Source organism: Allobosea sp. GW821-FHT10B12 (genome assembly GCF_059415545.1).
The window spans coordinates 340,706-363,533 of sequence record NZ_JBWKNL010000004.1 but is presented as its reverse complement, the minus strand read 5'-3'; the positions used below and the strand labels follow the sequence as shown (position 1 = coordinate 363,533).

Annotated in this window: 24 protein-coding genes; 16 read left to right on the top strand and 8 right to left on the bottom strand. The window is 67.5% G+C overall.

Annotated features, from left to right (window positions below; genetic code table 11):
- Positions 1-74: 74 nt before the first annotated feature.
- The 3 genes from AC07O0_RS16355 to typA all read right to left on the bottom strand — a co-directional run bounded on the left by AC07O0_RS16355 (position 75) and on the right by typA (position 3,519).
- Positions 75-1,013 (bottom strand): aldo/keto reductase, encoded by a 939-nt coding sequence (locus tag AC07O0_RS16355; RefSeq protein ID WP_494624741.1) that lies wholly within the window; start codon positions 1,011-1,013, stop codon positions 75-77.
- A 113-nt stretch (positions 1,014-1,126) separates the two neighbouring features.
- Complete coding sequence (locus tag AC07O0_RS16350; protein ID WP_494624740.1) at positions 1,127-1,693, bottom strand: hypothetical protein; 567 nt, start codon at positions 1,691-1,693, stop codon at positions 1,127-1,129.
- A gap of 2 nt (positions 1,694-1,695) precedes the next feature.
- The gene (gene typA, locus AC07O0_RS16345; protein ID WP_494624739.1) at positions 1,696-3,519 is read right to left on the bottom strand and encodes a translational GTPase TypA; all 1,824 of its coding nucleotides are present in this window, start codon (positions 3,517-3,519) and stop codon (positions 1,696-1,698) included.
- Positions 3,520-3,713: 194 nt separating this feature from the next.
- Between typA and AC07O0_RS16340 the strand changes: the two genes are divergently transcribed.
- Together AC07O0_RS16340 and AC07O0_RS16335 are read left to right on the top strand one after the other, a co-directional pair.
- On the top strand, positions 3,714-4,175 hold the full coding sequence (locus AC07O0_RS16340) for an Rrf2 family transcriptional regulator (protein ID WP_494624738.1): 462 nt from the start codon (positions 3,714-3,716) through the stop codon (positions 4,173-4,175).
- Complete coding sequence (locus tag AC07O0_RS16335; protein ID WP_494624737.1) at positions 4,150-5,055, top strand: NAD(P)/FAD-dependent oxidoreductase; 906 nt, start codon at positions 4,150-4,152, stop codon at positions 5,053-5,055. Before AC07O0_RS16340 ends, AC07O0_RS16335 begins: the two co-directional genes overlap by 26 nt.
- A gap of 7 nt (positions 5,056-5,062) precedes the next feature.
- Here the strand turns inward: AC07O0_RS16335 and AC07O0_RS16330 are convergent, their stop codons facing one another.
- Both AC07O0_RS16330 and AC07O0_RS16325 read right to left on the bottom strand, forming a co-directional pair.
- Positions 5,063-5,398 (bottom strand): hypothetical protein, encoded by a 336-nt coding sequence (locus tag AC07O0_RS16330; protein ID WP_494624736.1) that lies wholly within the window; start codon positions 5,396-5,398, stop codon positions 5,063-5,065.
- 75 nt (positions 5,399-5,473) lie between these two features.
- Entirely contained in the window at positions 5,474-6,769 is a 1,296-nt protein-coding gene (locus tag AC07O0_RS16325; protein WP_494624735.1) for a TAXI family TRAP transporter solute-binding subunit, read from the bottom strand.
- A gap of 88 nt (positions 6,770-6,857) precedes the next feature.
- On the opposite strand from AC07O0_RS16325, the gene AC07O0_RS16320 reads away from it, so the two are divergent.
- The 12 genes from AC07O0_RS16320 (at position 6,858) to AC07O0_RS16265 (ending at position 16,708) form a co-directional block, all read left to right on the top strand.
- Positions 6,858-7,541, top strand: coding sequence for a phosphoribosylanthranilate isomerase (locus AC07O0_RS16320; protein WP_494624734.1), 684 nt, complete (start codon positions 6,858-6,860; stop codon positions 7,539-7,541).
- Positions 7,538-8,785 carry a tryptophan synthase subunit beta gene (gene trpB, locus AC07O0_RS16315; protein WP_494624733.1) on the top strand — a complete coding sequence of 416 codons (1,248 nt, stop codon included), beginning with the start codon at positions 7,538-7,540 and terminating at the stop codon, positions 8,783-8,785. The genes AC07O0_RS16320 and trpB overlap by 4 nt, the downstream gene beginning before the upstream one ends.
- Entirely contained in the window at positions 8,785-9,141 is a 357-nt protein-coding gene (locus AC07O0_RS16310) for a hypothetical protein (protein WP_494624732.1), read from the top strand. Before trpB ends, AC07O0_RS16310 begins: the two co-directional genes overlap by 1 nt.
- 170 nt (positions 9,142-9,311) lie before the next feature.
- The gene (locus tag AC07O0_RS16305) at positions 9,312-10,049 is read left to right on the top strand and encodes an SIMPL domain-containing protein (RefSeq protein ID WP_494624731.1); all 738 of its coding nucleotides are present in this window, start codon (positions 9,312-9,314) and stop codon (positions 10,047-10,049) included.
- 85 nt (positions 10,050-10,134) lie between these two features.
- Positions 10,135-10,818, top strand: coding sequence for a winged helix-turn-helix transcriptional regulator (locus tag AC07O0_RS16300; protein WP_494624730.1), 684 nt, complete (start codon positions 10,135-10,137; stop codon positions 10,816-10,818).
- On the top strand, positions 10,815-11,201 hold the full coding sequence (locus AC07O0_RS16295; RefSeq protein ID WP_494624729.1) for a DUF488 domain-containing protein: 387 nt from the start codon (positions 10,815-10,817) through the stop codon (positions 11,199-11,201). Before AC07O0_RS16300 ends, AC07O0_RS16295 begins: the two co-directional genes overlap by 4 nt.
- An 81-nt stretch (positions 11,202-11,282) precedes the next feature.
- Positions 11,283-12,224, top strand: a complete 942-nt coding sequence (locus tag AC07O0_RS16290) for a PLP-dependent cysteine synthase family protein (protein WP_494624728.1) — start codon at positions 11,283-11,285, stop codon at positions 12,222-12,224.
- Between the two features lie 48 nt (positions 12,225-12,272).
- Positions 12,273-13,121, top strand: coding sequence for a tryptophan synthase subunit alpha (gene trpA, locus AC07O0_RS16285; RefSeq protein ID WP_494624727.1), 849 nt, complete (start codon positions 12,273-12,275; stop codon positions 13,119-13,121).
- 27 nt (positions 13,122-13,148) lie between these two features.
- Positions 13,149-14,048: an acetyl-CoA carboxylase, carboxyltransferase subunit beta gene (gene accD / locus AC07O0_RS16280; RefSeq protein ID WP_494624726.1), complete on the top strand. Its 900-nt coding sequence runs from the start codon at positions 13,149-13,151 to the stop codon at positions 14,046-14,048.
- Between the two features lie 34 nt (positions 14,049-14,082).
- Positions 14,083-15,405 (top strand): bifunctional folylpolyglutamate synthase/dihydrofolate synthase, encoded by a 1,323-nt coding sequence (locus AC07O0_RS16275; RefSeq protein WP_494624725.1) that lies wholly within the window; start codon positions 14,083-14,085, stop codon positions 15,403-15,405.
- A gap of 25 nt (positions 15,406-15,430) precedes the next feature.
- On the top strand, positions 15,431-15,850 hold the full coding sequence (locus AC07O0_RS16270) for a hypothetical protein (RefSeq protein WP_494624724.1): 420 nt from the start codon (positions 15,431-15,433) through the stop codon (positions 15,848-15,850).
- Between the two features lie 15 nt (positions 15,851-15,865).
- Positions 15,866-16,708 carry an aldo/keto reductase gene (locus tag AC07O0_RS16265; protein WP_494624723.1) on the top strand — a complete coding sequence of 281 codons (843 nt, stop codon included), beginning with the start codon at positions 15,866-15,868 and terminating at the stop codon, positions 16,706-16,708.
- A gap of 4 nt (positions 16,709-16,712) precedes the next feature.
- Here the strand turns inward: AC07O0_RS16265 and AC07O0_RS16260 are convergent, their stop codons facing one another.
- A complete protein-coding gene (locus AC07O0_RS16260) occupies positions 16,713-17,648 on the bottom strand; it encodes an acetamidase/formamidase family protein (RefSeq protein ID WP_494624722.1) in 936 nt (311 codons plus the stop codon).
- Between the two features lie 17 nt (positions 17,649-17,665).
- Positions 17,666-18,760, bottom strand: coding sequence for a DMT family transporter (locus AC07O0_RS16255; RefSeq protein WP_494624721.1), 1,095 nt, complete (start codon positions 18,758-18,760; stop codon positions 17,666-17,668).
- A 243-nt stretch (positions 18,761-19,003) separates the two neighbouring features.
- On the opposite strand from AC07O0_RS16255, the gene AC07O0_RS16250 reads away from it, so the two are divergent.
- A complete protein-coding gene (locus tag AC07O0_RS16250) occupies positions 19,004-20,098 on the top strand; it encodes an AbrB family transcriptional regulator (RefSeq protein WP_494624720.1) in 1,095 nt (364 codons plus the stop codon).
- A gap of 6 nt (positions 20,099-20,104) precedes the next feature.
- On the opposite strand, the gene AC07O0_RS16245 is transcribed toward AC07O0_RS16250, so the two are convergent.
- Positions 20,105-20,905 (bottom strand): WecB/TagA/CpsF family glycosyltransferase, encoded by an 801-nt coding sequence (locus AC07O0_RS16245; RefSeq protein WP_494624719.1) that lies wholly within the window; start codon positions 20,903-20,905, stop codon positions 20,105-20,107.
- Positions 20,906-21,276: 371 nt separating this feature from the next.
- Here AC07O0_RS16245 and AC07O0_RS16240 point away from each other — a divergent pair, with 371 nt between their 5' ends.
- A complete protein-coding gene (locus tag AC07O0_RS16240) occupies positions 21,277-22,731 on the top strand; it encodes an undecaprenyl-phosphate glucose phosphotransferase (protein WP_494624718.1) in 1,455 nt (484 codons plus the stop codon).
- Positions 22,732-22,828 lie beyond the last annotated feature (97 nt).

The following is a 22,828-nucleotide window of genomic DNA, read 5'->3' as shown; positions in this document are numbered from 1 at the left end:
CGCGAGGGCAGGGAGACAAGGTTAATGCTTTCGCTGTGCCGTTGGGCGTCTTTGAGGCGCTCTCGCGGCGGATTTCAGCGCGTGATCGCGTCGATCTCGGCCAGCTCTTCCGGGGTCAGTGCCCAGTCAGCCGCCTTGACGTTGGCGGCGATCTGCTCCGGCTTCGTCGCGCCGGCGATGACGCTGGAGACGACCGGCTGCGCGGCGAGCCAGGAGAAGGCGAGTTCCAGCAGCGTCTTGCCGCGTGCCTCGCAGAAGGCGGCGAGCTTCTCGGTCTTGGCCCAGTTCACCTCGGTCAGCACCTCGCCGGCGCGCTGCGCCTCGCGGGTCATGCGCGCGCCGTTCGGCATCGGGGCGCCGCGCTGGTACTTGCCGGTGAGCAGGCCGTTGGCGAGCGGGAAATAGGGCAGGAGCCCCATGCCGAAATGGCTGATGGCCGGGATCAGCTCCTTCTCGGCGCCGCGGACCAGCAGGCTGTACTCGTCCTGGGCCGAGGCGAAGTTCTCGATGCCGAGCATCCTGGCCGTCCAATGCGCGTCGGCCACCTGCCAGGACGGCAGGTTCGAGCAGCCGATATAGCGGACCTTGCCCTGGCGGATGAGGTCCTCCAGCGCGCGCAGCGTCTCGGCGATCGGAGTCAGCGGATCAGGCCGGTGGATCTGGTAGAGATCGATCCAGTCGGTCTTCATCCGCTTCAGCGAGGCCTCGACCGCCTCGATGATGTAGCGCCGCGAGCCGCCCTTCTTCACGCCCTCTTCGTCCATGTTCATGCCGAACTTGCTGGCGAGCACGATGTCCTTGCGGCGGGCGCCGAGCAGTTCGCCCAGCGCCAGCTCCGAACCACCGCGATTGCCGTAGATGTCGGCGGTGTCGAACAGGGTGATGCCGTGCTCGATCGCGGCGTCGACGACCTTGCGCGCCGCCTCCAGATCGATCCGGCCGCCGAAATTGTTGCAGCCGAGGCCGACGAGCGAGACGCGCAGGCCGGAGCGGCCGAGATTGCGGAACTGCATGGTTGAATCCTTCCCCTCTATAGCGGAGCGCAAGGGAGCAGAGCCGCAAGCGGGAGACAATGGCGCCCGCTGCAGGGCGGGCCCGCGATGATCGAACGGCCCGACCTTGGCGGTCAGGAGACCGGCAGCCAGCCGGCCTTGCCGAGCACGTCGTGCGCCAGCTCGGCGGGCGTGATCCCATCGGTATCGACGACAATGAAATCGCCGGCGGCCTCACCCGCAAACCGGCGCGCCTGACGCAAGGAGCGCTCGATCTGGGCGTCGCGGCCCGCTCCCGTTTCGCGACGGTCGAGGCGCTCAAGCAAGCTCTCGTCGCCGGCGCGCAGGCGCACCACGGTGATGCGGGCTTGCGGGATCGCGGCGAGGATCCAGCGCCTGTCGAAACCGACATGGAGCATCACGCCGGACATGATCAGGCGGGTATGGCCGAGGGCACGATAGGTGCCCCAGAGCGCGGCGAGATTGAGCTGGCTGACATCGCGGGCGCCGGGCGCGAGGGGAGCGAGATCCTCCGCGCCGGGCTTGGGGAAGACGCGGTCGAGCTCATCGCTCTCGATCGCAACATGGGCGATGCCGGCCTCAGCCAGCACTGCGCCCATCTCCCAGCACAGGGTCGACTTGCCGATCCCGGCCGGGCCGGTGATCAGCAGGATCTCGACCGGAGTATCGGCAGTGGCCAAGCTCAGGCCACCTCGGCCTTCTGCTTCTGCGAGCGCTTGCGCTCGTTCGGATCGAGGATGCCCTTGCGCAGGCGGATCGACTTCGGGGTGACTTCGACGAGCTCGTCGTCGTCGATCCAGGCGAGCGAACGCTCCAGCGTCATCCGGATCGGCGGGGTGAGGCGCACCGCCTCGTCCTTCGACGTCGTGCGAATGTTGGTGAGCTTCTTGCCCTTGAGCACGTTCACTTCGAGATCGTTCTCGCGGGTGTGCTCGCCGACGATCATGCCCTGATAGACCTTCCAACCCGGCTCGATCATCATCGGGCCGCGGTCTTCGAGGTTCCAGAGCGCGTAGGCGACGGCCTCGCCGGTCTCCATCGCGATCAGCACGCCGTTGCGGCGGCCGCCGATCTCGCCCTTATAGGGCAGGTAGTCGTGGAAGAGCCGGTTCATGATCGCGGTGCCGCGCGTGTCGGTGAGCAGCTCGCCCTGATAGCCAATCAGGCCGCGGGTCGGAGCATGGAAGACGAGCCGCAGGCGATTGCCGCCCGACGGGCGCATCTCCAGCATGTCGGCCTTGCGCTCGGACATCTTCTGCACGACGACGCCGGAATGCTCCTCGTCGACGTCGATGACGACCTCTTCGATCGGCTCGAGCAGCTGGCCGGCCTCGTCGCGCTTCAGCACGACGCGCGGACGCGAGACGCCGAGCTCGAAGCCCTCGCGGCGCATGGTCTCGATCAGGATGGCGAGCTGCAGTTCGCCGCGGCCGGAGACGATGTAGCTGTCCTTGTCGGAGGCCTCCTCGATCTTCAGCGCGACATTGCCCTCGGCCTCCTTGAACAGGCGGTCGCGGATGACGCGGGTGGTGACCTTGTCGCCTTCGGTGCCGGCGAGCGGGGAATCGTTGACCATGAAGGTCATCGACACCGTCGGCGGATCGATCGGCTGCGCCGTGATCGGGGTCTCGACGCTCGGATCGCAGAAGGTGTCGGCGACGGTGCCCTTCACCAGGCCTGCGATCGAGACGATGTCGCCGGCAACGGCTTCCTCGATCGGCTGGCGCTCGAGGCCGCGGAAGGCGAGGATCTTGGTGATGCGGCCGGTCTCGACGGTCGAGCCGTCGCCGGAGAGCACCTTGACGGTCTGGTTCGGCTTGGCGCTGCCCGAGGTGACGCGGCCGGTGATGATGCGGCCGAGATAGGGGTTGGCTTCGAGCAGCGTGCCGATCATGCGGAACGGACCGTCCTCGACCTTGGGCTCGGGCACGTGCTTCAGGATCAGGTCGTACATCGGCGCCAGGCCCTGGTCCTGCGGACCTTCCGGCGAGGGCGCCATCCAGCCCTGCTTGCCCGAGCCGTAGAGGATCGGGAAGTCAAGCTGCTCGTCGGTGGCGTCGAGCGCGGCGAAGAGATCGAAGACCTCGTTGATCACCTCGGTGACGCGGGCGTCGGGCTTGTCGACCTTGTTGATCGCGACGATCGGGCGAAGGCCGAGCTTCAGCGCCTTGGAGACCACGAACTTGGTCTGCGGCATCGGGCCCTCGGCGGCGTCGACCAGCACGATCGCCGAGTCGACCATATTGAGGATGCGCTCGACCTCGCCGCCGAAATCGGCGTGGCCGGGGGTATCGACGATGTTGATGCGCGTATCCTTCCAGACCACCGAGGTGGCCTTGGCCAGGATGGTGATGCCGCGCTCCTTCTCGAGGTCGTTCGAATCCATCACCCGCTCGGCGACGCGCTGGTTCTCGCGGAAGGCGCCGGACTGCTGCAGCAGCTTGTCGACGAGCGTGGTCTTGCCGTGGTCGACGTGGGCGATGATGGCGATATTGCGCATGGACATGCGGGAAACGGCCTTGGTTCAAGACCGCGAGCCGGCAGGGAAAACCCGGCCGGCGCAGCCTGTGCGTTGCGTGAATCTGGAATTCGTTGCGCTGCACATAAACGCTTGACGCCGTTTGGGCAACCGAAACCGGGCGGTGCCTGCACTTCCGGAGACGCTTGACAGGCACTCGGTCATGTAACATTGAAAGTTACATGAAACAGGACAGTCGCCTCTCGGCCACCCTGCACGTGCTGCTGCATATGGCCGATCGCGGCACACCGATGACCTCGGAAGAGCTCGCCGCCTGCCTCGGCACCAATCCGGTCGTGATCCGCCGCACCATGGCGGGTTTGCGCGAGACCGGGCTGGTGCGCTCGGAGAAGGGCCATGGCGGCGGCTGGACGCTCGCGCGCCCACTCGACGCGATCACGCTTGGCGACGTCCATCGCGCGCTCGGCGAGCCCGCTTTGATCGCGCTCGGCCATCGCAGCGAGAACCCGCAATGCCTGGTCGAACAGGCGGTGAACGCAGCGCTGGGCGAGGCTTTCGCTGAGGCTGAGGCGCTGCTCGCCGGCCATTTCGACCGGGTGCGGCTGTCCGAACTTGCGGCGGATTTCAGCCGCCGCTTCGACGAACGGAGACAAGTCCATGCCAAGCACGACCAAGCCCTATGATGCGATCATCGTCGGCGGCAGTTTCGCCGGCCTCTCGGCCGGGCTGCAGCTGGCGCGGGCGCGCCGCAGCATCCTGGTGATCGACGAAGGCCAACGGCGCAACCGTTTCTCCAGCCATTCGCATGGCTTCCTCGGCCAGGACGGGCGCGAGCCGGCGGCGATCGTCGCGGAGGCGAAGGCGCAATTGCTCGCCTATCCGACTGTTGTGTGGCGGGATGCCAGGGCGAGTTACGCTCAAGTCGCAGCCGGCGGTTTCAGCGTCGCCGACTCCAGCGGAGAGCAGCATCGAGCGAAACGCCTGTTGCTTGCTACAGGCGTACGCGACGAACTGCCCGCGATCCCAGGTCTCAAGGAGCGTTGGGGCAAGAGCGTGCTGCATTGCCCCTATTGCGACGGCTATGAGCTCGGCGGCGGCAAGCTCGGCGTGCTGGCGAGTGGCTCCTTCTCGGCGCTGAAGGCTTCGCTCGTCGCCGATTGGGGCGAAGTCACGCTGTTCATCAACGGCGAGGCCGAACCCGATGCCGAAGCGAGCGCGATGCTGAGGCGGCGCGGCGTCACAGTCGAGCGGACCCCGATCGTGGCCGCAGAGGGCGACGGGACGGCGATGGCGGGCCTGCGCCTCGCCGATGGCCGGCTGGCGCCGGTCAAGGCGCTCTTCGTCGCCGCCGGCATCTGCCCGGCGAGCCCGCTGGCCGAAGACCTCGGCTGCGCCTTCGACGCTGGCCCGTTCGGCCCGCTGCTGCGCGTCGACGGCATGAAGCAGACGAGCGTCACCGGCGTCTATGCGGCAGGCGATGCCGCAACCGCCCGGCACAGCGTCGCGCTCGCCGTCGCCGACGGTGTCGTCGCCGGGACCGGCCTGCACATGTCCCTGCTCTAGAGCCGGATCACGACTTCCGGCAGGCATAGGGCATGAAGGTCGAGGAGAGTCTGGCATTCATGCCCGCCATCACCATGACATTGGCGAAATTGAGCTCCTCGGCGCTGCGCGGGCAGACATCGAGCGGGCTCTGGCAGCCGGAGGTGATGAAGGCCTCGTTGCCGGCGATGAACTCCTGTCCCAGCCCCTTCCTACCGAAGCGCTTGAGCGCCTCGTCATAGGCGCTGCGCCAGCGCTCGCACTTCACCTGCGGCCAATTCTCGGGAACCTGGGCCTGGAGCGGCGCGGTGGCGGAGATCGCGAGCAAGGTCCCGAGGGCAAGCGAGGCGAAGGCGGAGGTCATGAGGGGGTCTCGAGCTGTCTGTCGGTGCGGCCGCGCCACTCGCATGACCCGCCTTTGCGGCAGGAATAAAGCTGATCACTCCGCCTCGGCTTCCGCCAGGACGATGCGCCGTTCGGTCGCCGCGCGGCCGAGCTGGTCCATGGCGAAGCGATAGGCGCCGATCCCGCCGGAATCGATGTCGCCGCGGGCATAGTTCGCCAGCACGCCGGCGAGGATAGCGTCGGCCTCGCGCTCCATCGCCGAAAGCTCGGGCTCGTCCGCCGCAGTCCGCATCGCACCGAGCAGAACGACGAGACGGCTGAGATCGGCCATGGCGCGCTTGCGGCGGGTCGAACTGTCATAGCCGAGCAGACCGGCCGCGCCGGAGCCGACCAGCGAGAGGGCCATCACGCCGAGATAGAACCAGTCGCCATAGCGCTCGAAGAAGGTCTCCTGCTCGCCATCGATGAAGGCGGCGGCGCCGGTATGCACCGCGAGCGGCGCGTCCTTGTCGGTCTCGGGCGTCTCTAGCCCCTGGATCGCCGGAAGATCGGCGGCGAGGGTGACGCGCAGCGACAGGATCGCGCTGACCAGTTCACCCACCCTGTTGTCTTCGAGCGACTGCGCCGCCATCAGGCGCGAGGTGATCGAGATGCTCGGCAGGTTCTCGGCCGGAAGCGGCGGATCGCCGCCGAGCGCACCGCGGACGATCTCGCCGCTCTCGATGGCGCGGTTGCGGGCGGCGAGGGCATCGGCCTCGCGGATCGGAATGATGGTCGGGCTCTCGCCGAAAGCCCGGTGCAGGCGCGAGCCGACCTCGGTGACGACGCGGGCATTGAGCACGTTGACGGCGAAGAGCACGTCGATATGGCCGTCGGTGATGGCAGTCGCGACATCCTCCGGCCCGAGCGGGACGATCGTCACCTCCTCCGGCCGCACCTCATATTGCGAGAGCACCAGCTTCAAGAGGTCGAGATTGCCCGAGGGTGCGCGCACCACGCCGATGCGCTTGCCGCGCAAGCCGGAGATGCGATCGGTGCCGAGATCCTTGGAGCCGATGAAGAAGGGGAATGAGCGGCGGGTGATCAGCGCCGTATCGGCCTTGGCCGGCAGGGCGACATCGGGGCGAACGATGGCGAGATCGACCTTGCCGGCATCGATCGCTCTGGCGCTTTCGGCCGAGCCCTCGGTCAGGACGAGGCGCAGGCGCACCGGCTTCTTCTCGCGGCTGAGCCCTTGGACAAGGGCGGCGGCAAGCCTGGCATCGTCCGAGCCGAGTGGGCCGACCGCGAGCTTCAGCGTCCTGGGCTGGCTCCACATGTAGATGCTGAGCGCGACGAGGCCGGCCATCAGCAGGAACGCCGCCAGACCTGCAAAGAAACGCCGCCCCATGCCTCGCCCGCTCTCGCCCCGCACTGCCGGTTTCAGCCGGCATCATGTCACGAGTGCGGCAGCAAGGGCTATGTGCTAGAGCGCCCGCATGACACATGGCGACGCCTTTCCCATCAAGATCTGCGGCCTCTCGACTCCGGAGACGCTGGAGGCCGCGCTCGCCGCCGGCGCCGAGATGATCGGCCTCAACTTCCACCCGAAGAGCCCGCGCTATGTCACGCCCGCGCAGGCCGCCGAGCTCGCTGCGCAGGCGCGCGGCACGACGGAGGTCGTCGCGCTGGTCGTCGACTACGCGCCGGAGCAGGCAGCCGAGCTCGCGCGGATCGTGCGGCCGGACTGGATGCAGTTGCATGGCAAAGAGACGCCGGAGCAGGTCGCCGCGATCAGGGCCGCGACCGGCCTGCCGGTGATGAAGGCGCTCGGCGTCGCCAGCGCTGCCGATCTGGCTGAGGTCGCGCTCTATTACGGCGTCGCCGACCGCATCCTGCTCGACGCCAAGCCGCCCAAGGACGCCGCTTATCCCGGCGGACACGGAAGGCCCTTCGACTGGGGCCTGCTCGCCGGCCTCGACCCGGCTTTCCGCTTCATGCTATCGGGCGGGCTCGATCCGGCGAATGTCGCGGAGGCCATCCGCATCGCGAGGCCGGACGGCGTCGACGTCTCCTCCGGGGTCGAAAGCGCGCCCGGCATCAAGGATGCCAGGAAGATCGCGGAATTCGTCAGGGCCGCCCGTTCGGCAGCCGCACAGTTGAAGAAGGCAGGCCAGGCATGAACGCGCCGCACGCACCGAACAGCTTCCGGAACGGCCCGGATGAGAATGGCCGCTTCGGCCAGTTCGGCGGCCGCTTCGTCGCCGAGACGTTGATGCCGCTGATCCTCGAGCTGGAGCAGGCCTACAACGCCGCCAAGGCCGACCCAGCCTATCATGCCGAGATGACGAGCGGGCTGAAGCACTATGTCGGCCGGCCCTCGCCGCTCTATCTTGCCGAGCGCCTCACCGAGCACTTTCGTAGTGTTGCGACGGCCTCCGGCCTATCGGGCGGCGCCAAGGTCTACCTGAAGCGCGAGGAACTGAACCACACCGGCTCGCACAAGGTGAACAATGTGCTCGGCCAGATCCTGCTCGCCCGGCGCATGGGCAAGAAGCGGATCATCGCCGAGACCGGCGCCGGCCAGCACGGCGTCGCGACCGCCACCCTCTGCGCCCGCTACGGGCTCGAATGCATCGTCTACATGGGCGCGGTCGACGTCGCCCGGCAGGCGCCGAACGTCTTCCGCATGCAGATGCTGGGTGCGACCGTCGTTCCCGTCGAATCCGGCACCAAGACGCTGAAGGATGCGATGAACGAGGCGCTGCGCGATTGGGTGACCAATGTCGCGTCGACCTTCTACTGCATCGGCACGGTTGCAGGCCCCCATCCCTATCCGGCGATGGTCCGCGACTTCCAATGCGTCATCGGCAATGAGACGCGCCAGCAGATGCACGAGCTTGAGGGCCGCCTGCCGGATTCGCTCGTCGCCTGCATTGGCGGCGGCTCCAATGCGATGGGCCTGTTCCACCCCTTCCTTGACGACAAGAGCGTCGAGATCTACGGCGTCGAGGCCGCCGGCCACGGCATCCCCTCCGGCCTGCACGCGGCCTCGCTGACCGGCGGGCGCCCCGGCGTACTGCACGGCAACCGCACCTATCTGCTGATGAACGAGGACGGGCAGATCAACGATGCCCATTCGATCTCGGCCGGGCTCGACTATCCCGGCATCGGCCCGGAGCATTCCTGGCTGCACGAGACCGGCCGCGCCACCTATCTCTCGGCGACGGACGAGGAGGCGCTCGAGGCCTTCCAGCTGATCTCGAAGCTCGAAGGCATCATCCCGGCGCTGGAATCGGCGCATGCGCTGGCGCGCGTCGCCGAGCTCGCCCCCCAGAAGCCGAAGGACCATCTGATGGTCGTCAACCTCTCCGGCCGCGGCGACAAGGACATCCCGCAGGTCGCCGAGATTCTGGCGGGGCGCTGATGCGATTTGTCGGGCTGGTAGCGTTGGCATTGCCGATGTCGCTTCCGGCCGTCGTCCATGGTCAAGCATCGGATGATGGCCGGACCAAGCTCCATGTCGGTGGCTTCCAAATTTCGAAGGGGTGGCTCGGATACGTAGCGACCCAGCAGCTCGGCATCGAGAATTTGACCGACCAGCCCATCGCTTCCGTGGTGATCGAGTGTGGCTTCCTATCCGAGCACGGCTACACGGATGGCAATGGCGGCATTTTTGGACCTATAGCCGCGCGTCAAACACTTTGGGTCAAGGTTGGCGGCTCCAGCTCAACCTCCACCAGCCGAGCCGAATGCGGAATTCCCGAGGGGGGTGTGCGATGACGCTGACGAGGCAATGCTGCCAGCGGTAGTGCTCGTTCTAAACTCGCAGGGTGAAGATTCTGGCGGGGCGGTGACGGGCATCGTCCTGATGCTGCCCCAATAGGTTGTGAATGGTCTGATCGCAGGAGCGGTCCCCGCTTCCGCGGACTATTCCTCAGCGAAGGACGATCATGTCGAAGACCAAGAAGGCCCTCATCATTGCCGCGCTCGCGGCCCTCTCCGCCCCGGTCCAGGCCCAGACTCCGGGCCCGCTCGCACCGGCGGAAGGCATCGTGATCCAGACCACCGGCGAAGTCAGGGTGAAGCCCGATCTCGCCACCGTCCATGCCGGCGTGGTCAGCGAGGGCAAGACCGCGGCCGAAGCGCTGTCGAAGAACACTCCGGCGCTGGCCAGGCTGATCGAGGCGGTGAAGGCAGCCGGCGTCGCCCAGGGCGACCTCTCGACCTCCCAGATCGCATTGTCACCGCGCATGACGCAGCCCTCGGCCTCGTCCTCGCCGCAGGCGCGTGCGCCGAAGATCGACGGCTACGAGGCGCGCACCGGCATCACCGTGATCGTGCGCGACCTCGCCAAGGCCGGCCCGCTGATCGATGCGCTCGTCGCTGCCGGTGCCAACGACATGTCCGGCATCAGCTTCGGCCTTGCCGACGAGGACAAGGCCAAGGACCAGGCCCGCGACAAGGCGGCGGAAGCGGCGCGCGCCCGGGCCGAAATCTATGCCAAGCGCCTCGGCGTCAAGGTCGGCGAGCTCGTCTCGATCGTCGAGGCGGAAGCCGAGCCGCCGGTGCGGCCGATGGGCGATGTCAGGGCCTATCGCATGGCAGCCGGCTCCGCGCCGGTCCAGGTCGAGCCGGGCGAGGTCACCGTCAGCGCCGCGCTCCGCACGGTCTGGCGGATCGAGAAGTAATTTGTCAGCCATTTAGGCATGAATGAACCTGATGCGGTCCGGATTTCGGACCGCATCGACGCCTCGCCCATGCTAGGCTGGCGCCATGACCAGCTATGGCCAGTTCTGCGCGATGGCGCGCGCCCATGAGACGCTCGGCGGGCGCTGGACCCTGCTGATCGTCCGCGAGATCCTCTGCGGCGCGAGCCGCTTCAACGACATCCGCCGTGGCATTCCGCGCATTTCCAAGACGATGCTGTCGGAACGATTGCAGGCGCTGATCGAGGTCGGTGCGCTTCGTCGCAGCGAAGGCGCCGCCGGCCCCGACTACGCGCTGACCGAAGCCGGGCTGGAGCTCGCCGAACTGGTCAAGGCAATGGGCGTCTGGGGCCAGCGCTGGCTGCCGCGCCATGCCGAACGCGAAGACCTCGATCTCGAGCCTCTGCTGGTCGACATGCAGCGGCGCGTGCGCTTCGCGGCGCTGCCGGACGAGCCTTTGGTCATCCGCTTCGAGATCAGCGGCCATCCCGTTCGCTTCCTGCTGCTCAAGCGTACGGAAGTCTCGTTCTGCAGCCAGAACCCAGGCTTTCCCGAGACGCTCACCTTGCGTGGCCCGCTGCCGGCGCTGGTCGCGTGGTGGCGCGGCGATGTCAGCTTTGCCGGAAGCAACCGGCTTGGCCTGTCGCTATCGGGACCGCGCGAGCTGATCCGGGCGTTTCCCGACTGGTTCGAGCTCTACCTCTTCGCCGGTATCGCACCGGCACGCCGCGATGAAAGGGCCAGCGCATGAGCGTCCGCATCGTCCGCCTCGGCACCGAGCGCGCTCCCTCGGAAGGCACGCGCATCGGCACGGTCCGGCGCGTGCCGCGCGGCGTGCCGAAGGAGCGCTATGCCAGCGAGAACTGGTTCGACGTCTGGTTCCCCGTGCTGTCGCCGACCCCCGAATTGATGGCGCAAGCCAAGGCCGCCGAGAGCGAAAAGGACTGGGCCAGCTTCACCCGCGCCTTCAAGGCCGAGATGGCCGAGCCGGCGCCGCGCCATGCGCTCGACCTGCTGGCGACCCTGTCGCATGGCAGCGACTTCTCGGTCGGCTGCTATTGCGAGGACGAAGCCCATTGCCATCGCTCGGTGCTGCGGGCGCTGCTGGCTGAACGCGGCGCCAAGCTTGCCTGAGTGCGGTCCGGATTTCGGACCTGACCGGATGCGGTTTTCGGGCAAGAAGGCGGAAAGCCCCTCCCCTTGAAGGATCGCCGCATGACTCAATCCACCATTCTCGACCGCATCGGCAAGACCTCGCTCGTCCAGCTGCGCCACATCGTGTCGTCGAACGGCGCCCGCATCCTGCTCAAGCTCGAAAGCGAAAACCCGACCGGCAGCATGAAGGACCGGATGGCGCTCGCCATGATCGAGGCCGCCGAAACGGATGGACGGCTAAAGCCGGGCGGGTCGGTGGTCGAATACACCGGCGGCAGCACCGGGGTCTCGCTGGCGCTGGTCTGTGCGGTCAAGCGCTACCCGCTGCACATTGTTACCTCCGACGCCTTCAGCCGAGAGAAACTCGACCATATGGCGATCCTCGGCGCGAAGCTGACCGTGATCGAAAGCGAGAGCGGCAAGATGACGGAGAAGCTGACCCGCGACATGATCGCGACGGCGGGCGTCATCGCCGGGGAGACCGGCGCCTTCTGGACCGACCAGATGAAGAACCGCGACCAGCTTGCCGCCTATGAGACGATGGCGGCGGAGATCTGGGAGCAGACGGGCGGGCGTATCGACGGCTTCGTCCAGAGCGTCGGCACCGCCGCCTCGCTGCGCGGCATCGCCGCCGGCCTGCGGGCCCGGAACGACGGCGTCCGCATTACCGCAGTCGAGCCGGCGGAATCGCCGGTGCTGTCCGGTGGTCCTCCCGGCGCGCACAAGATCGACGGCGTCGGCGCCGGCTTCGTCGTGCCGCTCTGGCAGGACGAAATCGCCGATACGATCGAACGGATCTCCACCGAGGAGGCGCGCGCGATGGCGCTCCGGCTGGCGCGCGAGGAGGGCCTGTTCGCCGGGCTCTCCACCGGCGCCAACGTCATCGCCGCCTTGCGGCTGGCCGAGACCCTCGGTCCGGGCGCAACCGTGGTCAGCGTGATGTGCGACACCGGCATGAAGTATTTCGGCAGCTATCGCGCCGCGCTGACAGCCCAGGCCTGAACCCACGCCCTCTCGCCAGCCGGGCGCGGCCATGCTAACCGCTCCGGCATGACCGAGACTGGACAAGCCCGCATCGAAGCCCGCTTTGCCGCCTGCGCCGCGGCGGGCCGCGCCGCGCTGGTGACCTATGTCACTGCCGGCGACCCCGATTTCGACACCGGCAGCGCGATCCTGAACGCCTTGCCGGCGGCCGGCGCCGATATCATCGAGCTTGGCGTGCCCTTCACCGACCCGATGGCCGACGGCGTGCCGGTCCAGCTCGCCGGCCAGCGCGCCCTCAAGGCCGGGCAGACGCTGAAGAAGACGCTCGCCATGGTCACGGCCTTCCGCAAGGCCGGCAACGATACGCCGGTCGTGCTGATGGGCTATTACAACCCGATCTGGGCCTATAGCGTCGACGCCTTCCTGAGGGATGCCCGCATTGCCGGCATCGACGGGCTGATCGTCGTCGACCTGCCGCCGGAAGAGGACGAGGAGCTCTGCCTGCCGGCGCTGGCCGCTGGCGTGAGCTTTATCCGCCTGGCGACGCCGACCACCGACGACAAGCGCCTGCCGCGCGTGCTGCAGAACACCTCCGGCTTCGTCTACTATGTCTCGATGACCGGCGTGACCGGCGGTGCGATCGCGAATTACGACGCGGTCGGCGCGGCGGTCGCCCGGATCAAGCAGCACACCACCTTGCCGGTTGCCGTCGGTTTCGGCGTCAAGACGCCGGCCGACGCGATCGCGATCGCCAAGGGGGCGGACGGCGTCGTCGTCGGCTCGGCCCTGGTCGACCGTGTCCGCCTCTCGCTCGACGCCGATGGCAAGGCCACGGAAAAGACGGTTTCGGCTGTCACCTCGCTGGTCGCCGAGCTCGCGGCCGGCGTCCGCTCGGTCGCCAAGGCCGCGGCCTGAGCGCCTGCGTAATTCAAGGATGATCCGATGAACTGGATTTCCGAAGTCGTCCGTCCGCGCATCAAGACGCTGTTCAAGCGCGAGACCCCAGAGAATCTCTGGATCAAGTGCCCGGATTCCGGGCAGATGGTCTTCCACAAGGATGTCGAGGCCAACGGCTTCGTCATTCCCGGCTCCGACCACCATATGCGCGTCACCGCGCAGGACCGCCTGCGGCTGACCTTCGACGAAGGCAAATGGGTCGACGTGCCGCTGCCGGAGGCGGTGGCCGATCCGCTGAAGTTCCGCGACGAGAAGCGCTACACCGACCGGATCAAGGACGCCCGCGCCAAGACCGGCGCGGCCGACGCTTTCAAGGTCGGCTATGGCCGCGTCCAGGGCCTGCCGATGACGATCGCGGTGCAGGACTTCCACTTCATGGGCGGCTCGCTCGGCATGGCCGCCGGCGAGGCCTTTATCAAGGGCGCCGAGACGGCGCTGGAGAAGAAGACCCCTTACGTCGTCTTCGCCGCCTCGGGCGGCGCGCGCATGCAGGAAGGCATCCTCTCGCTGATGCAATTGCCGCGCACCACGGTCGCGACCCGCATGCTGCGCAAGGCCGGCCTGCCCTATTTCGTCGTGCTGACCAACCCGACCACCGGCGGCGTCACTGCCTCCTACGCCATGCTCGGCGATGTCCACATCGCCGAGCCGGGCGCGCTGATCGGCTTCGCCGGGCCGCGCGTGATCGAGCAGACGATCCGCGAGAAGCTGCCCGAGGGCTTCCAGCGCTCGGAATATCTCAAGGATCACGGCATGGTCGACATGGTCGTGCACCGTCACCAGATCCCGGCGACACTGGCCCGGCTCGGCCGGCTCCTGACCAAGCAGCCCTTGCCGGCCGTCAACGTACCTGCGCCGGAGCCGCTGCCGGCCGCCGCGGTCTGACCGTTTCCACCCCGGCCGGGAGGCCGGTGTCCGCATGAGCACATCCGACCTCTTGCTGGCGCGCTTCCTCGCGCTGCATCCCAAGCTGATCGACCTCTCGCTCGGGCGCATCCTGCGCCTGCTCGAGCGGCTGGGCGATCCGCAGAAGAAGCTGCCGCCGGTGATCCATGTCGCCGGCACCAACGGCAAGGGCTCGACCATCGCCTTCATGCGGGCGATCCTCGAAGCAGCCGGCCTCTCGGTCCATGTCTATACCTCGCCGCACCTGGTGCGCTTCCATGAGCGCATCCGGCTGAGCCGGCCGGGCGGCGGACGCTTCGTCGACGAAGCGCTGCTGGTCGACGCGCTGGAGCGCTGCGAGAAGGCCAATGCCGGCGATCCCATCACCTTCTTCGAGATCACCAACGCTGCCGCCTTCCTGCTCTTCTCCGAGCACAAGGCCGATGTCGTGCTGCTCGAGGTCGGGCTCGGCGGGCGCTTCGATGCGACCAATGTGATCGACCACCCGGCCTGCGCGGTGGTGACACCGGTCTCGCTCGACCATTCCGAATATCTCGGCGACACCGTCACCAAGATCGCCGGCGAGAAGGCCGGCATCTTCAAGCGCGGCGCCCCCGCGGTGATCGCGCCGCAGGAGCCGGAGCCGACCGCGGTGCTGGAAGCCGCAGCCGAACGCGTCGGCGCCTCCAAGCTCCTGGTCGGGATGCAGGACTTCAACGTCCATGAGGATGGCGGCCGGCTGGTCTACGAAGATGGCGACGGCCTGCTCGACCTGCCGCTGCCGCGCCTTGCCGGGCGCCATCAGCACACCAATGCCGGCACCGCGATCGCGGCCCTGCGCGCCGCCGGCTATGGCGGGCTGCCCGCCCAGGCCTTCGAGCGCGGCATGACCGAGGCGGAGTGGCCGGCGCGCCTGCAAAGGCTGGCGCGCGGCAAGCTCGCCGAGCTCGCGCCTGCCGGCGCCGAGCTCTGGCTCGATGGCGGCCACAATCCCGATGGCGGGCGCGTGCTCGCCCAGGCCATGGCCGATCTCGAAGAGAAAAACCCGGCCCCGCTCGTGATGATCGCCGGCCTGCTCGCGACCAAGGATGCGCGCGCCACGCTCGGCCATTTCAAGGGGCTGGCACAGGGGCTGTTCGCGGTCTCGATCCAGAACCAGCTCGCCGCGCGCTCGGCCGAGGAGGTTGCGACGCTGGCACGCGAGGCGGGCCTCAAGGCCGAGATTGCGGGTTCGGTGGAGCAGGCGCTCATGGAGATCGCCCGGCGCGACTGGAAGGCCCCGCCGCGCATCCTGATCTGCGGCTCGCTCTACCTCGCCGGCGAGGTGCTGGCGGCCAACGGCACGCCGCCGGTGTGATCAACCGGCTGCAGCGAGGAGCGTGATGCCAATCCCCGGACTGACGACGCTCGGCCTCATCCTGCTCTGCGGCGCGCTCGGTGGCTGCGTGAGCTCCGGCGACAAGGATGATGCAGCCGACGGTATCGACCGGGTCGCCGCGGGCGAGCCCACCTTCATGCAGCAGACCTACATGACCATGGACAAGCGTTGCCGGCAGGTGAAGCGGCCGACCGCCGTGCTGACGCAGAAGCCGCAGCATGGCAGCGTCCGGATGCTGACGCGCAAGGCCGCTGCAGTCTACGGCCCCGGCCCCTACGAGCATTGCGACGGCAAGGTCGGCAAGGCGCTCGCCTTCGAGTACACCTCCGCTCCCGATTATCGCGGCCGCGACAGCTTCGAGGTACGCGTGCGCTATTCCGACGGCGAAATCCGCCATGGCCGCTACGAGGTCGAAGTCCGCTAAAGCAGGAGCAGAGGCGTGAACAGAGTTTTCGGAAATGGCGGTCCAGCCGTCTCGCGGGTCGGCCAGGGCACCTGGAACATCGAGCGCGCGCCTCGCAGCGAAGCGATCGCGGCGCTGCGGCACGGGCTCGATCTCGGCCTCTCCCATATCGACACCGCCGAGATGTATGGCGATGGCTTGGCCGAAGAGATCACCGGCGAGGCGCTCGCGGGGCGGCGCGACGAGGTCTTCCTGGTCTCGAAGGTGCTGCCGCACAACGCCTCGAAGGCCGGGACGCGCAAGGCTTGCGAGCAGTCATTGCGCCGGCTCAAGACCGATCGACTCGACTGCTATCTGCTGCACTGGCGTGGTTCCTATCCTCTGGCGGAGACCTTCGCGGCGTTCGAGGAGCTCCGGGCCGAGGGCAAGATCCTGTCCTGGGGCGTCAGCAATTTCGATGTCACCGATCTCGACGAGGCGTTGCAACTCGTCGGACCCGGCAAGATCGCCTGCAACCAGGTGCTCTACCACTTGCGCGAGCGGGCGATCGAGCATGCGGTGATCCCGTGGTGCGAGAAGAACGGCGTCGCCGTCACCGCCTACAGCCCGTTCGGACAGGACGATTTCCCGGAAGAGCGCTCGGCGCAGGGCAAGCTGCTGGCCGAGATCGCCAGCGCCCATGGCGCGAGCCCGCGCCAGGTCGCGCTCGCCTTCCTGACGCGCAAGCCATCCGTCTTCGCTATCCCGAAGGCGGCCAAGGCCAGCCATGCACAGGACAATGCCGGCGCGCTCGGGTTGCAGCTGAGCGACGAAGACACTGCCCGGCTCGACGCGGCCTTCCCGCGCGGACCGAAGCCGCGCGGTCTGCCGATGCTGTGAGGCTTTAGGCCACCAGGCTCTTCGGCAGCATGCAGTGGATGCCCTTGGAGCCATTGACCGTCTGGGTGACGCGCAGATCAGCGGCGAGGCTGCAGAGCATATAGGCCTCGTCCCGCGTCAGCTTCGTCCTGGAGGTGATCAGGTCGATCATCTCCCTCAACGCGTTCTGGGCGCAGATGTCGAGATCCGGATCGATGCCCATGGTGATGTGGTGGCTCCGAGTCTCCGCGCGCGGCATCGCATAGGAGAGATCCTCGCGCAGATGGAACTCGAAGGTGCCCTCCAGCGCCGTCTCGATCGCGGTAATGCAGACCTCGCCATCGCCCTGGGCGCCATGGCCGTCGCCGCAGGAGAACAGCGCGCCCTCGACGAAAACCGGCAGATAGAGCGTCGCGCCGGCGCCGAGTTCCTTGTTGTCGATATTGCCGCCGAAGGCACGCGGGATCAGCGAGGTCACCCGCCCCCAATGCGCCGGCGGCGCCGTGCCCATCACGCCGAAGAAGGGCGCAAGCGGCAATTCCATGCCCCAGGGCAGGTTCGCAACGTTCCGCTCGCGGTCGAGATGAATATAGCGGAAGGCGTGATAATCGAACTCGTCCGGCAGCGTGCCGCCGAGCGGCCGGAACATGGTGTAGCCGAAATCGGTGCGCGGCTTGACGCTCCTGATCTGCACCTCCAGCACCTGGCCGGGCCTGGCGCCCTTCACCGCGATCGGGCCGGTGAGGATGTGGCCGGGCACCATGCGCTCGGCCTTCTCATGGATCTCGTGGATCTCCGGCGGGATCGTCGCATTGCCCTCGGGCTGATGCGCCGCGCCGCCGGTGACGGTGCGGATGGTGACGCTGTCGCCGCTCTCGATCTCCAGAACTGGCTTCAGCCCAGCGTCGAAATAGCCCCAATGGCAGGTGGCGAGCGAAGCGTCGAGCTGGTGATGCGCCATGGTCTGTCCGTTGGTCGTCAGGGCGGGGAGGAAAGGTCGGAGCCGGGGCGGCCGCGGGCATTGCGGCGCATGGTGTAGAGGGTCGCACCAATGACGATAGCGGCGCCGACGAGCGTCGTCAGCGACGGCACCTCAGCGAAGAAGACGAAGCCTGTGAAAACCGCCAGGATCAGGCGGCTGAAGTCGAGCGGCGCCAAGGCCGCCGCCTCGCCGACCTGATAGGCCCTGGTGATCAGCCACTGCCCGGCCGTGCCGAACAGGCTGAGCAGCACCAGCCAGAACCATTGCTCCGATGTCGGCCAGACCCAGAGCGCCCAGGCCGGCCAGGCGAGGACGACCATCAGGACGAGGCCCTGATAGATCAGGATCGTCTCGGTGCGCTCGCTGGTACCGAGGATGCGCACGCTGATGGTGATGCCGGCACCGAACAGCGCGCCGCCGACCGACATCAGCGCCCAGACGTTCAAGCCCTCGCCCGAAGGGTTGAGCATGATCAGCACGCCGACGAAGCCGAGGCCGGTCGCGATCCAGCGCGCCGCGTCGACGCGCTCCTTCAGGATCAGTACGGCGGCGACGGTGACGAACAGCACCTGGCTGAAGCTGATCGAGGTCGCCTGGGCGAGCGGGATATGGACGAGGGCGCTGAAGCCGCAGAGCATCGAGGCCAGCGTGATCAGGCCGCGGAAAACCTGCAGGCCCGGCCGATCCGTCTTCAGCGCCAGGGGCAGGCTGCTACCGGCGATGGCGACGACCACCGCGCTCATGATGATCTGGCGGATCATCAGCGTTTCGACCAGCGGGATCGCTGCGCCCAGATGCTTGAAAGCGCCGACCATCACCGCATAAACCAGCAGCGCGGTGATCATGTAGACGGTGCCGCGCAGGTTCGGGCTCGCCCGGCGCCACCACAGGCGGGTGCGATTGCTGCGCGCCGTGAGCCAGTTCTCGCGGGACGGGGCGGACAGAACCGGCGGCAGCGGAACCGCTATAAGCCTCGAATCCGGCGGTTCCGCCGGATTGCCGTCCTCATCGGCAGGGACAGGCAGCGCTTCGGCCAAACCGATGCCTTCGCTGCCGCGACCGGTCGCTTCCGAAAGGCGGTCTTCGCTCATGGCTGCCTCGAGCCGGGCGGAAGACGCCGACGGCCTATCAGATATCTGCAGGGGCCGACTGTCGCCGATTTTCTGCCCGTTCGTCAGCGGCTTGCAGGCATGGCTGAGTTGTCGCCAGGTCCATTCGCCCCGCCGCGAAGGCAAGGGCGGCATGCCGACAAAGCCCTGTCATCGCCATGCGGATGGCGTATAGCAGCGCCGTGGCGCGGCCATGGGTATGCGCCTGGAGAGGTGATCGGGGCGATGCGGGATCTGCTGAGGGATGCGGTCAATGGCGTGCGTGAATTGTCGCCGCGACGCTTTCCCTGGCGCCGTTTCCTGTTCGCCCTCGCGCTCGGCACGATCGGGGGCTGGCTCTTCGCCCATTACCGCCTGCCACTGCCCTGGATGCTCGGCTCGATGGTGTTCTGCACCGCCGCCGCGATCGCCCGCGCTCCGGTGGCCGCCCCACCGGTGATCCGGCCGCCGATGTCGGCGGTGATCGGCGTGCTGCTCGGCTCCGGTTTCAAGCCGGAGATCGTCGCGCAGATGCCGAACTGGCTGCCGACGCTCGGCGGGCTCGTGCTGTTCATGGTCGCCTGCGGCCTGTGCTGCGTCACCTATTTCCGCCGCGTCGCCGGCTACGATCCCGTGACCGCGTTCTTCTCCGGAATGCCGGGCGGGCTCGTCGAGATGGTGATCACCGGCGAGGAGAAGGGTGGCGATGCCCGCACCATCGCGCTGATTCATTCCGCCCGCATCCTGCTGGTGGTGATGACGCTGCCCTTCATCGTGCAATGGCTCGAAGGCGTTTCGCTCGGCATCAACCGCAACCAGGGCCCGTCGATGTTCCAGACGCCGGCGCTGGGCTGGTTCTGGCTGGTCGCCAGCGCGATCGCCGGGGTGATGCTTGCCCATGCGCTGCGCCTGCCGGCCAAGCAGTTGCTGGGGCCGATGCTGGTCTCGGCCATCGTGCATCTCGTCGGCTTCAGCGATTCCGTGCCGCCCTACGAGATCGTCAACGTCGCCCAGCTCATCCTTGGCGTCACCATCGGCTGCCGCTTCGTCGGCACGCCGCCGCAGGCGATCCTGCGGATCCTCCTGATCTCTTTCGGCTCGACCGTGATCCTGGTGGCGCTGACGCTGGTCTTCGCCTTCGCGGTGGCGCATGTCTCGAGCTACAAGCCGGTGCCGCTGATCCTGGCCTACTCGCCCGGCGGCCTCGCCGAGATGAGCCTGATCGCGCTGGCGCTGCACACCGAGGTCGCCTTCGTCGCGGCCCATCACATCATCAGGGTGTTCTTGGTGATGATCGGCGCCGGACCGCTCTTCGGCGTCATCATCGGGAAGAAATCCTAGAAGCCGTCAGGCGCTCCGCCCTACCAGCTTCTGGTGCAGCACCCGCATCAGGAAGGCGGGGTTGCCGACGACATAGCGCCGCCAGAGCCGGCGCGGCTCGAGCCAGAGGCGATAGACCCATTCGATCCTGAGGGCGCGGAAGGTTTCCGGCGCCCGCGCCACCTCGCCGGCGAGGAAGTCGAACAGCGCGCCGATGCCGGCTGCGACCGCGCAGTGGCGGGCATCGATCCTGTCGGCGATCCACTGCTCCTGCCGCGGATTGCCGAAGGCGACCAGCAACAGATCGGGCCGTTCATGCGCGAGCCGCGCCAGCAGGGCCGGCTCCTCTGCCGGTTCGAAATAGCCATGGCTCAGCACCGAAAAGCGATGCTGCGGGTGGTCGGCGCGCAACCTCGCCGCGGCACGCTCGGCGACGCCCGGCCGACCGCCGAGCAGCATCACGCGGAGTGGGCGCTTTTGGGCGGAAAGGATGGCCGGCGTGAAGTCGGTGCCGTTGAGATTGGCCGGGAAGGCCGCGCCGTAGAGCAGGCGCGAGCCGATATCGACGCCGATCCCGTCAGGCAGGACCAGGAAATCGGCGAGGCGTTCGCGCAGCCCCGGATCCCGCGCGGCGATGTTGACGAGGTTGGCGTTGCAGTAGGCCAGGCGCAGGTGGCCGCCGCCATCGAAGGCGTGATCGATCAGCGCGAGCGCGTCCTCGCGCGTCAGCGCTGCGACCGGGACGCCGGCGATGACGCGGCGCGGCGGTTCAGGCGGGGCGGAAAGGGCAGCCCGTCGCTGCGAAGTCTGGAAGAGAACGACGTTCATCTCGATCGCTGCTGGCGCACGTCGCCCATGCTGACGGCGCAGATTATTGTCTTCATTGCGTTTCTTGTGGGGGTCAAGCAGAACCCCAGCATAGGATGAACGCCGTCTTTCCCTGATCCGATAACGCGTCGGATCGCTCCGCCAGCCTCTGTCCCACGGCCTGTCCCGTAATGGGACGCACTCCGCTGACGCTGCGCTCGGCTCCGGTCCAGCCGGGCCGAATCCGGTGCGTTTTCCGCGAAATCAGCCGCATGCCCCGGCGGCATCACCCTTGCCACCTCGTCAGGCAAGGCGGCCGTCGGCGCATCCCCTGTGCCGATTCCGGACCGCCCGCGACTGGCTTTGCCGGTCTTCGAAGCGAGCGCGGCATGATGAGTGTCAACGACCTGAACTACGAAGTCGCCACGGCAGCCGACCAGCGCGCCAATGCGCTGCGTCACTGGATCGGGCTGATCACCGCGGCGGTCGATGCGGTGACCGTGCTGACCGTGGTCGGCGGCACCTCGATCGCCTACCACTTCGTCGCCTACGGCCATCTCGGCAACGACAAGGTCACCGCCGAGCTCGCCTCGATGATCGCCGCGATCTTCGTCTTCACCAATCTGATGCGCGGTCGCTACCGGCTGGAGAACTATCTCTCGACCAAGGGCCAGATCACCTCCGCCTTCACGGTCTGGAACCTGACGATGATCGCCTTCGTCGCCATCGTCTTCATGGCCAAGGTCAACGACCAGTTCTCGCGCGCCGTCGTGCTCGCCACCTATGTCGCCGGCATCCCGCTGATCGCGCTCGCCCGCTCGGCGATCGTGCGCACCATCTCGATGGCCTCGAAGACCGGGCGGATCACCTCCGAGCGAGTCTTCCTGATCGGGCGCGAGAGCGAGGTGATGTCCTTCGTCTCGCGCCACCAGCCCTGGAACATCGGCTTCTCGATCGTCGACGTCGCCTTCCTGCGCAGCAACGATCCGCGCCGGATCAACGATCCGCAGGCGGCGCTCGCGGCCGACCTCGTCACCGCCTCGGCCCGCGCCCGCGATCTCAAGCCGGATGCCGTCTTCATCGCCCTGCCCTGGTCGGACCAGGAGACGATCGACGCCTGCATCGACGCCTTCATGAACCTGCCGGTCGCGATCCACCTGACGCCGGAGCGGGTGATGGACCGTTTCGACAACCCGCACATCGTGCGGATCGGCTCGCTCGCCTCGCTCAGGCTGACGCGCCCGGCCCTGTCCTTCGCCCAGATCCTGTTCAAGCGCGTCTTCGACGTCTTCGCCGCCAGCGCGATCCTGCTCGCCAGCCTGCCGGTGCTCCTGCTCGTGGCGATCGCGATCAAGCTCGATTCGAAGGGGCCGGTGCTGTTCCTGCAGCGCCGCTACGGTTTCAATCAGCAGCCCTTCCGAATCTTCAAGTTCCGCACGATGACGACGACGGACGATGGCGACGTGGTCAAGCAGGCGACGCGCAACGATCCGCGCATCACCAGAATCGGCAGCTTCCTGCGGCGCTACAATCTCGATGAGCTGCCGCAACTCCTGAACGTCATCGCCGGGCAGATGTCGCTGGTCGGGCCGCGCCCGCACGCGCTCGCCCATGACCGCGAATTCCAGCGCAAGATCGCGCTCTATGCCAGGCGCCACAACGTCAAGCCCGGCATCACCGGCTGGGCCCAGGTCAACGGGCTGCGCGGCGAGACCGACACCGACGACAAAATGGCTCGCCGCATCGCCTATGATCACTGGTACATCGACAACTGGTCGTTCTGGCTCGATATCGGCATCCTCTTGCGCACCGCGTTCAGCCCGCGCGCCTTCCGGAATGCCCGCTAAGCGGTCAACCTGACGCAACCCTCCCCTCTGGCCATCGCGGCTTTGCGACGGCCGGCTTTGCGCTAGAATTCGGGCGCAAATTCCAGGGAGGGATTCC

Coding starts and splice junctions, on each gene's coding strand:
- AC07O0_RS16355 (WP_494624741.1), bottom strand. CDS start 1,013: ATGCAGTTCCGCAATCTCGGCCGCTCCGGCCTGCGCGTCTCGCTCGTC.
- typA (WP_494624739.1), bottom strand. CDS start 3,519: ATGTCCATGCGCAATATCGCCATCATCGCCCACGTCGACCACGGCAAG.
- AC07O0_RS16340 (WP_494624738.1), top strand. CDS start 3,714: ATGAAACAGGACAGTCGCCTCTCGGCCACCCTGCACGTGCTGCTGCAT.
- AC07O0_RS16335 (WP_494624737.1), top strand. CDS start 4,150: ATGCCAAGCACGACCAAGCCCTATGATGCGATCATCGTCGGCGGCAGT.
- AC07O0_RS16330 (WP_494624736.1), bottom strand. CDS start 5,398: ATGACCTCCGCCTTCGCCTCGCTTGCCCTCGGGACCTTGCTCGCGATC.
- AC07O0_RS16325 (WP_494624735.1), bottom strand. CDS start 6,769: ATGGGGCGGCGTTTCTTTGCAGGTCTGGCGGCGTTCCTGCTGATGGCC.
- AC07O0_RS16320 (WP_494624734.1), top strand. CDS start 6,858: ATGACACATGGCGACGCCTTTCCCATCAAGATCTGCGGCCTCTCGACT.
- trpB (WP_494624733.1), top strand. CDS start 7,538: ATGAACGCGCCGCACGCACCGAACAGCTTCCGGAACGGCCCGGATGAG.
- AC07O0_RS16310 (WP_494624732.1), top strand. CDS start 8,785: ATGCGATTTGTCGGGCTGGTAGCGTTGGCATTGCCGATGTCGCTTCCG.
- AC07O0_RS16305 (WP_494624731.1), top strand. CDS start 9,312: ATGTCGAAGACCAAGAAGGCCCTCATCATTGCCGCGCTCGCGGCCCTC.
- AC07O0_RS16300 (WP_494624730.1), top strand. CDS start 10,135: ATGACCAGCTATGGCCAGTTCTGCGCGATGGCGCGCGCCCATGAGACG.
- AC07O0_RS16295 (WP_494624729.1), top strand. CDS start 10,815: ATGAGCGTCCGCATCGTCCGCCTCGGCACCGAGCGCGCTCCCTCGGAA.
- AC07O0_RS16290 (WP_494624728.1), top strand. CDS start 11,283: ATGACTCAATCCACCATTCTCGACCGCATCGGCAAGACCTCGCTCGTC.
- trpA (WP_494624727.1), top strand. CDS start 12,273: ATGACCGAGACTGGACAAGCCCGCATCGAAGCCCGCTTTGCCGCCTGC.
- accD (WP_494624726.1), top strand. CDS start 13,149: ATGAACTGGATTTCCGAAGTCGTCCGTCCGCGCATCAAGACGCTGTTC.
- AC07O0_RS16275 (WP_494624725.1), top strand. CDS start 14,083: ATGAGCACATCCGACCTCTTGCTGGCGCGCTTCCTCGCGCTGCATCCC.
- AC07O0_RS16270 (WP_494624724.1), top strand. CDS start 15,431: ATGCCAATCCCCGGACTGACGACGCTCGGCCTCATCCTGCTCTGCGGC.
- AC07O0_RS16260 (WP_494624722.1), bottom strand. CDS start 17,648: ATGGCGCATCACCAGCTCGACGCTTCGCTCGCCACCTGCCATTGGGGC.
- AC07O0_RS16255 (WP_494624721.1), bottom strand. CDS start 18,760: ATGAGCGAAGACCGCCTTTCGGAAGCGACCGGTCGCGGCAGCGAAGGC.
- AC07O0_RS16250 (WP_494624720.1), top strand. CDS start 19,004: ATGCGGGATCTGCTGAGGGATGCGGTCAATGGCGTGCGTGAATTGTCG.
- AC07O0_RS16245 (WP_494624719.1), bottom strand. CDS start 20,905: ATGAACGTCGTTCTCTTCCAGACTTCGCAGCGACGGGCTGCCCTTTCC.
- AC07O0_RS16240 (WP_494624718.1), top strand. CDS start 21,277: ATGAGTGTCAACGACCTGAACTACGAAGTCGCCACGGCAGCCGACCAG.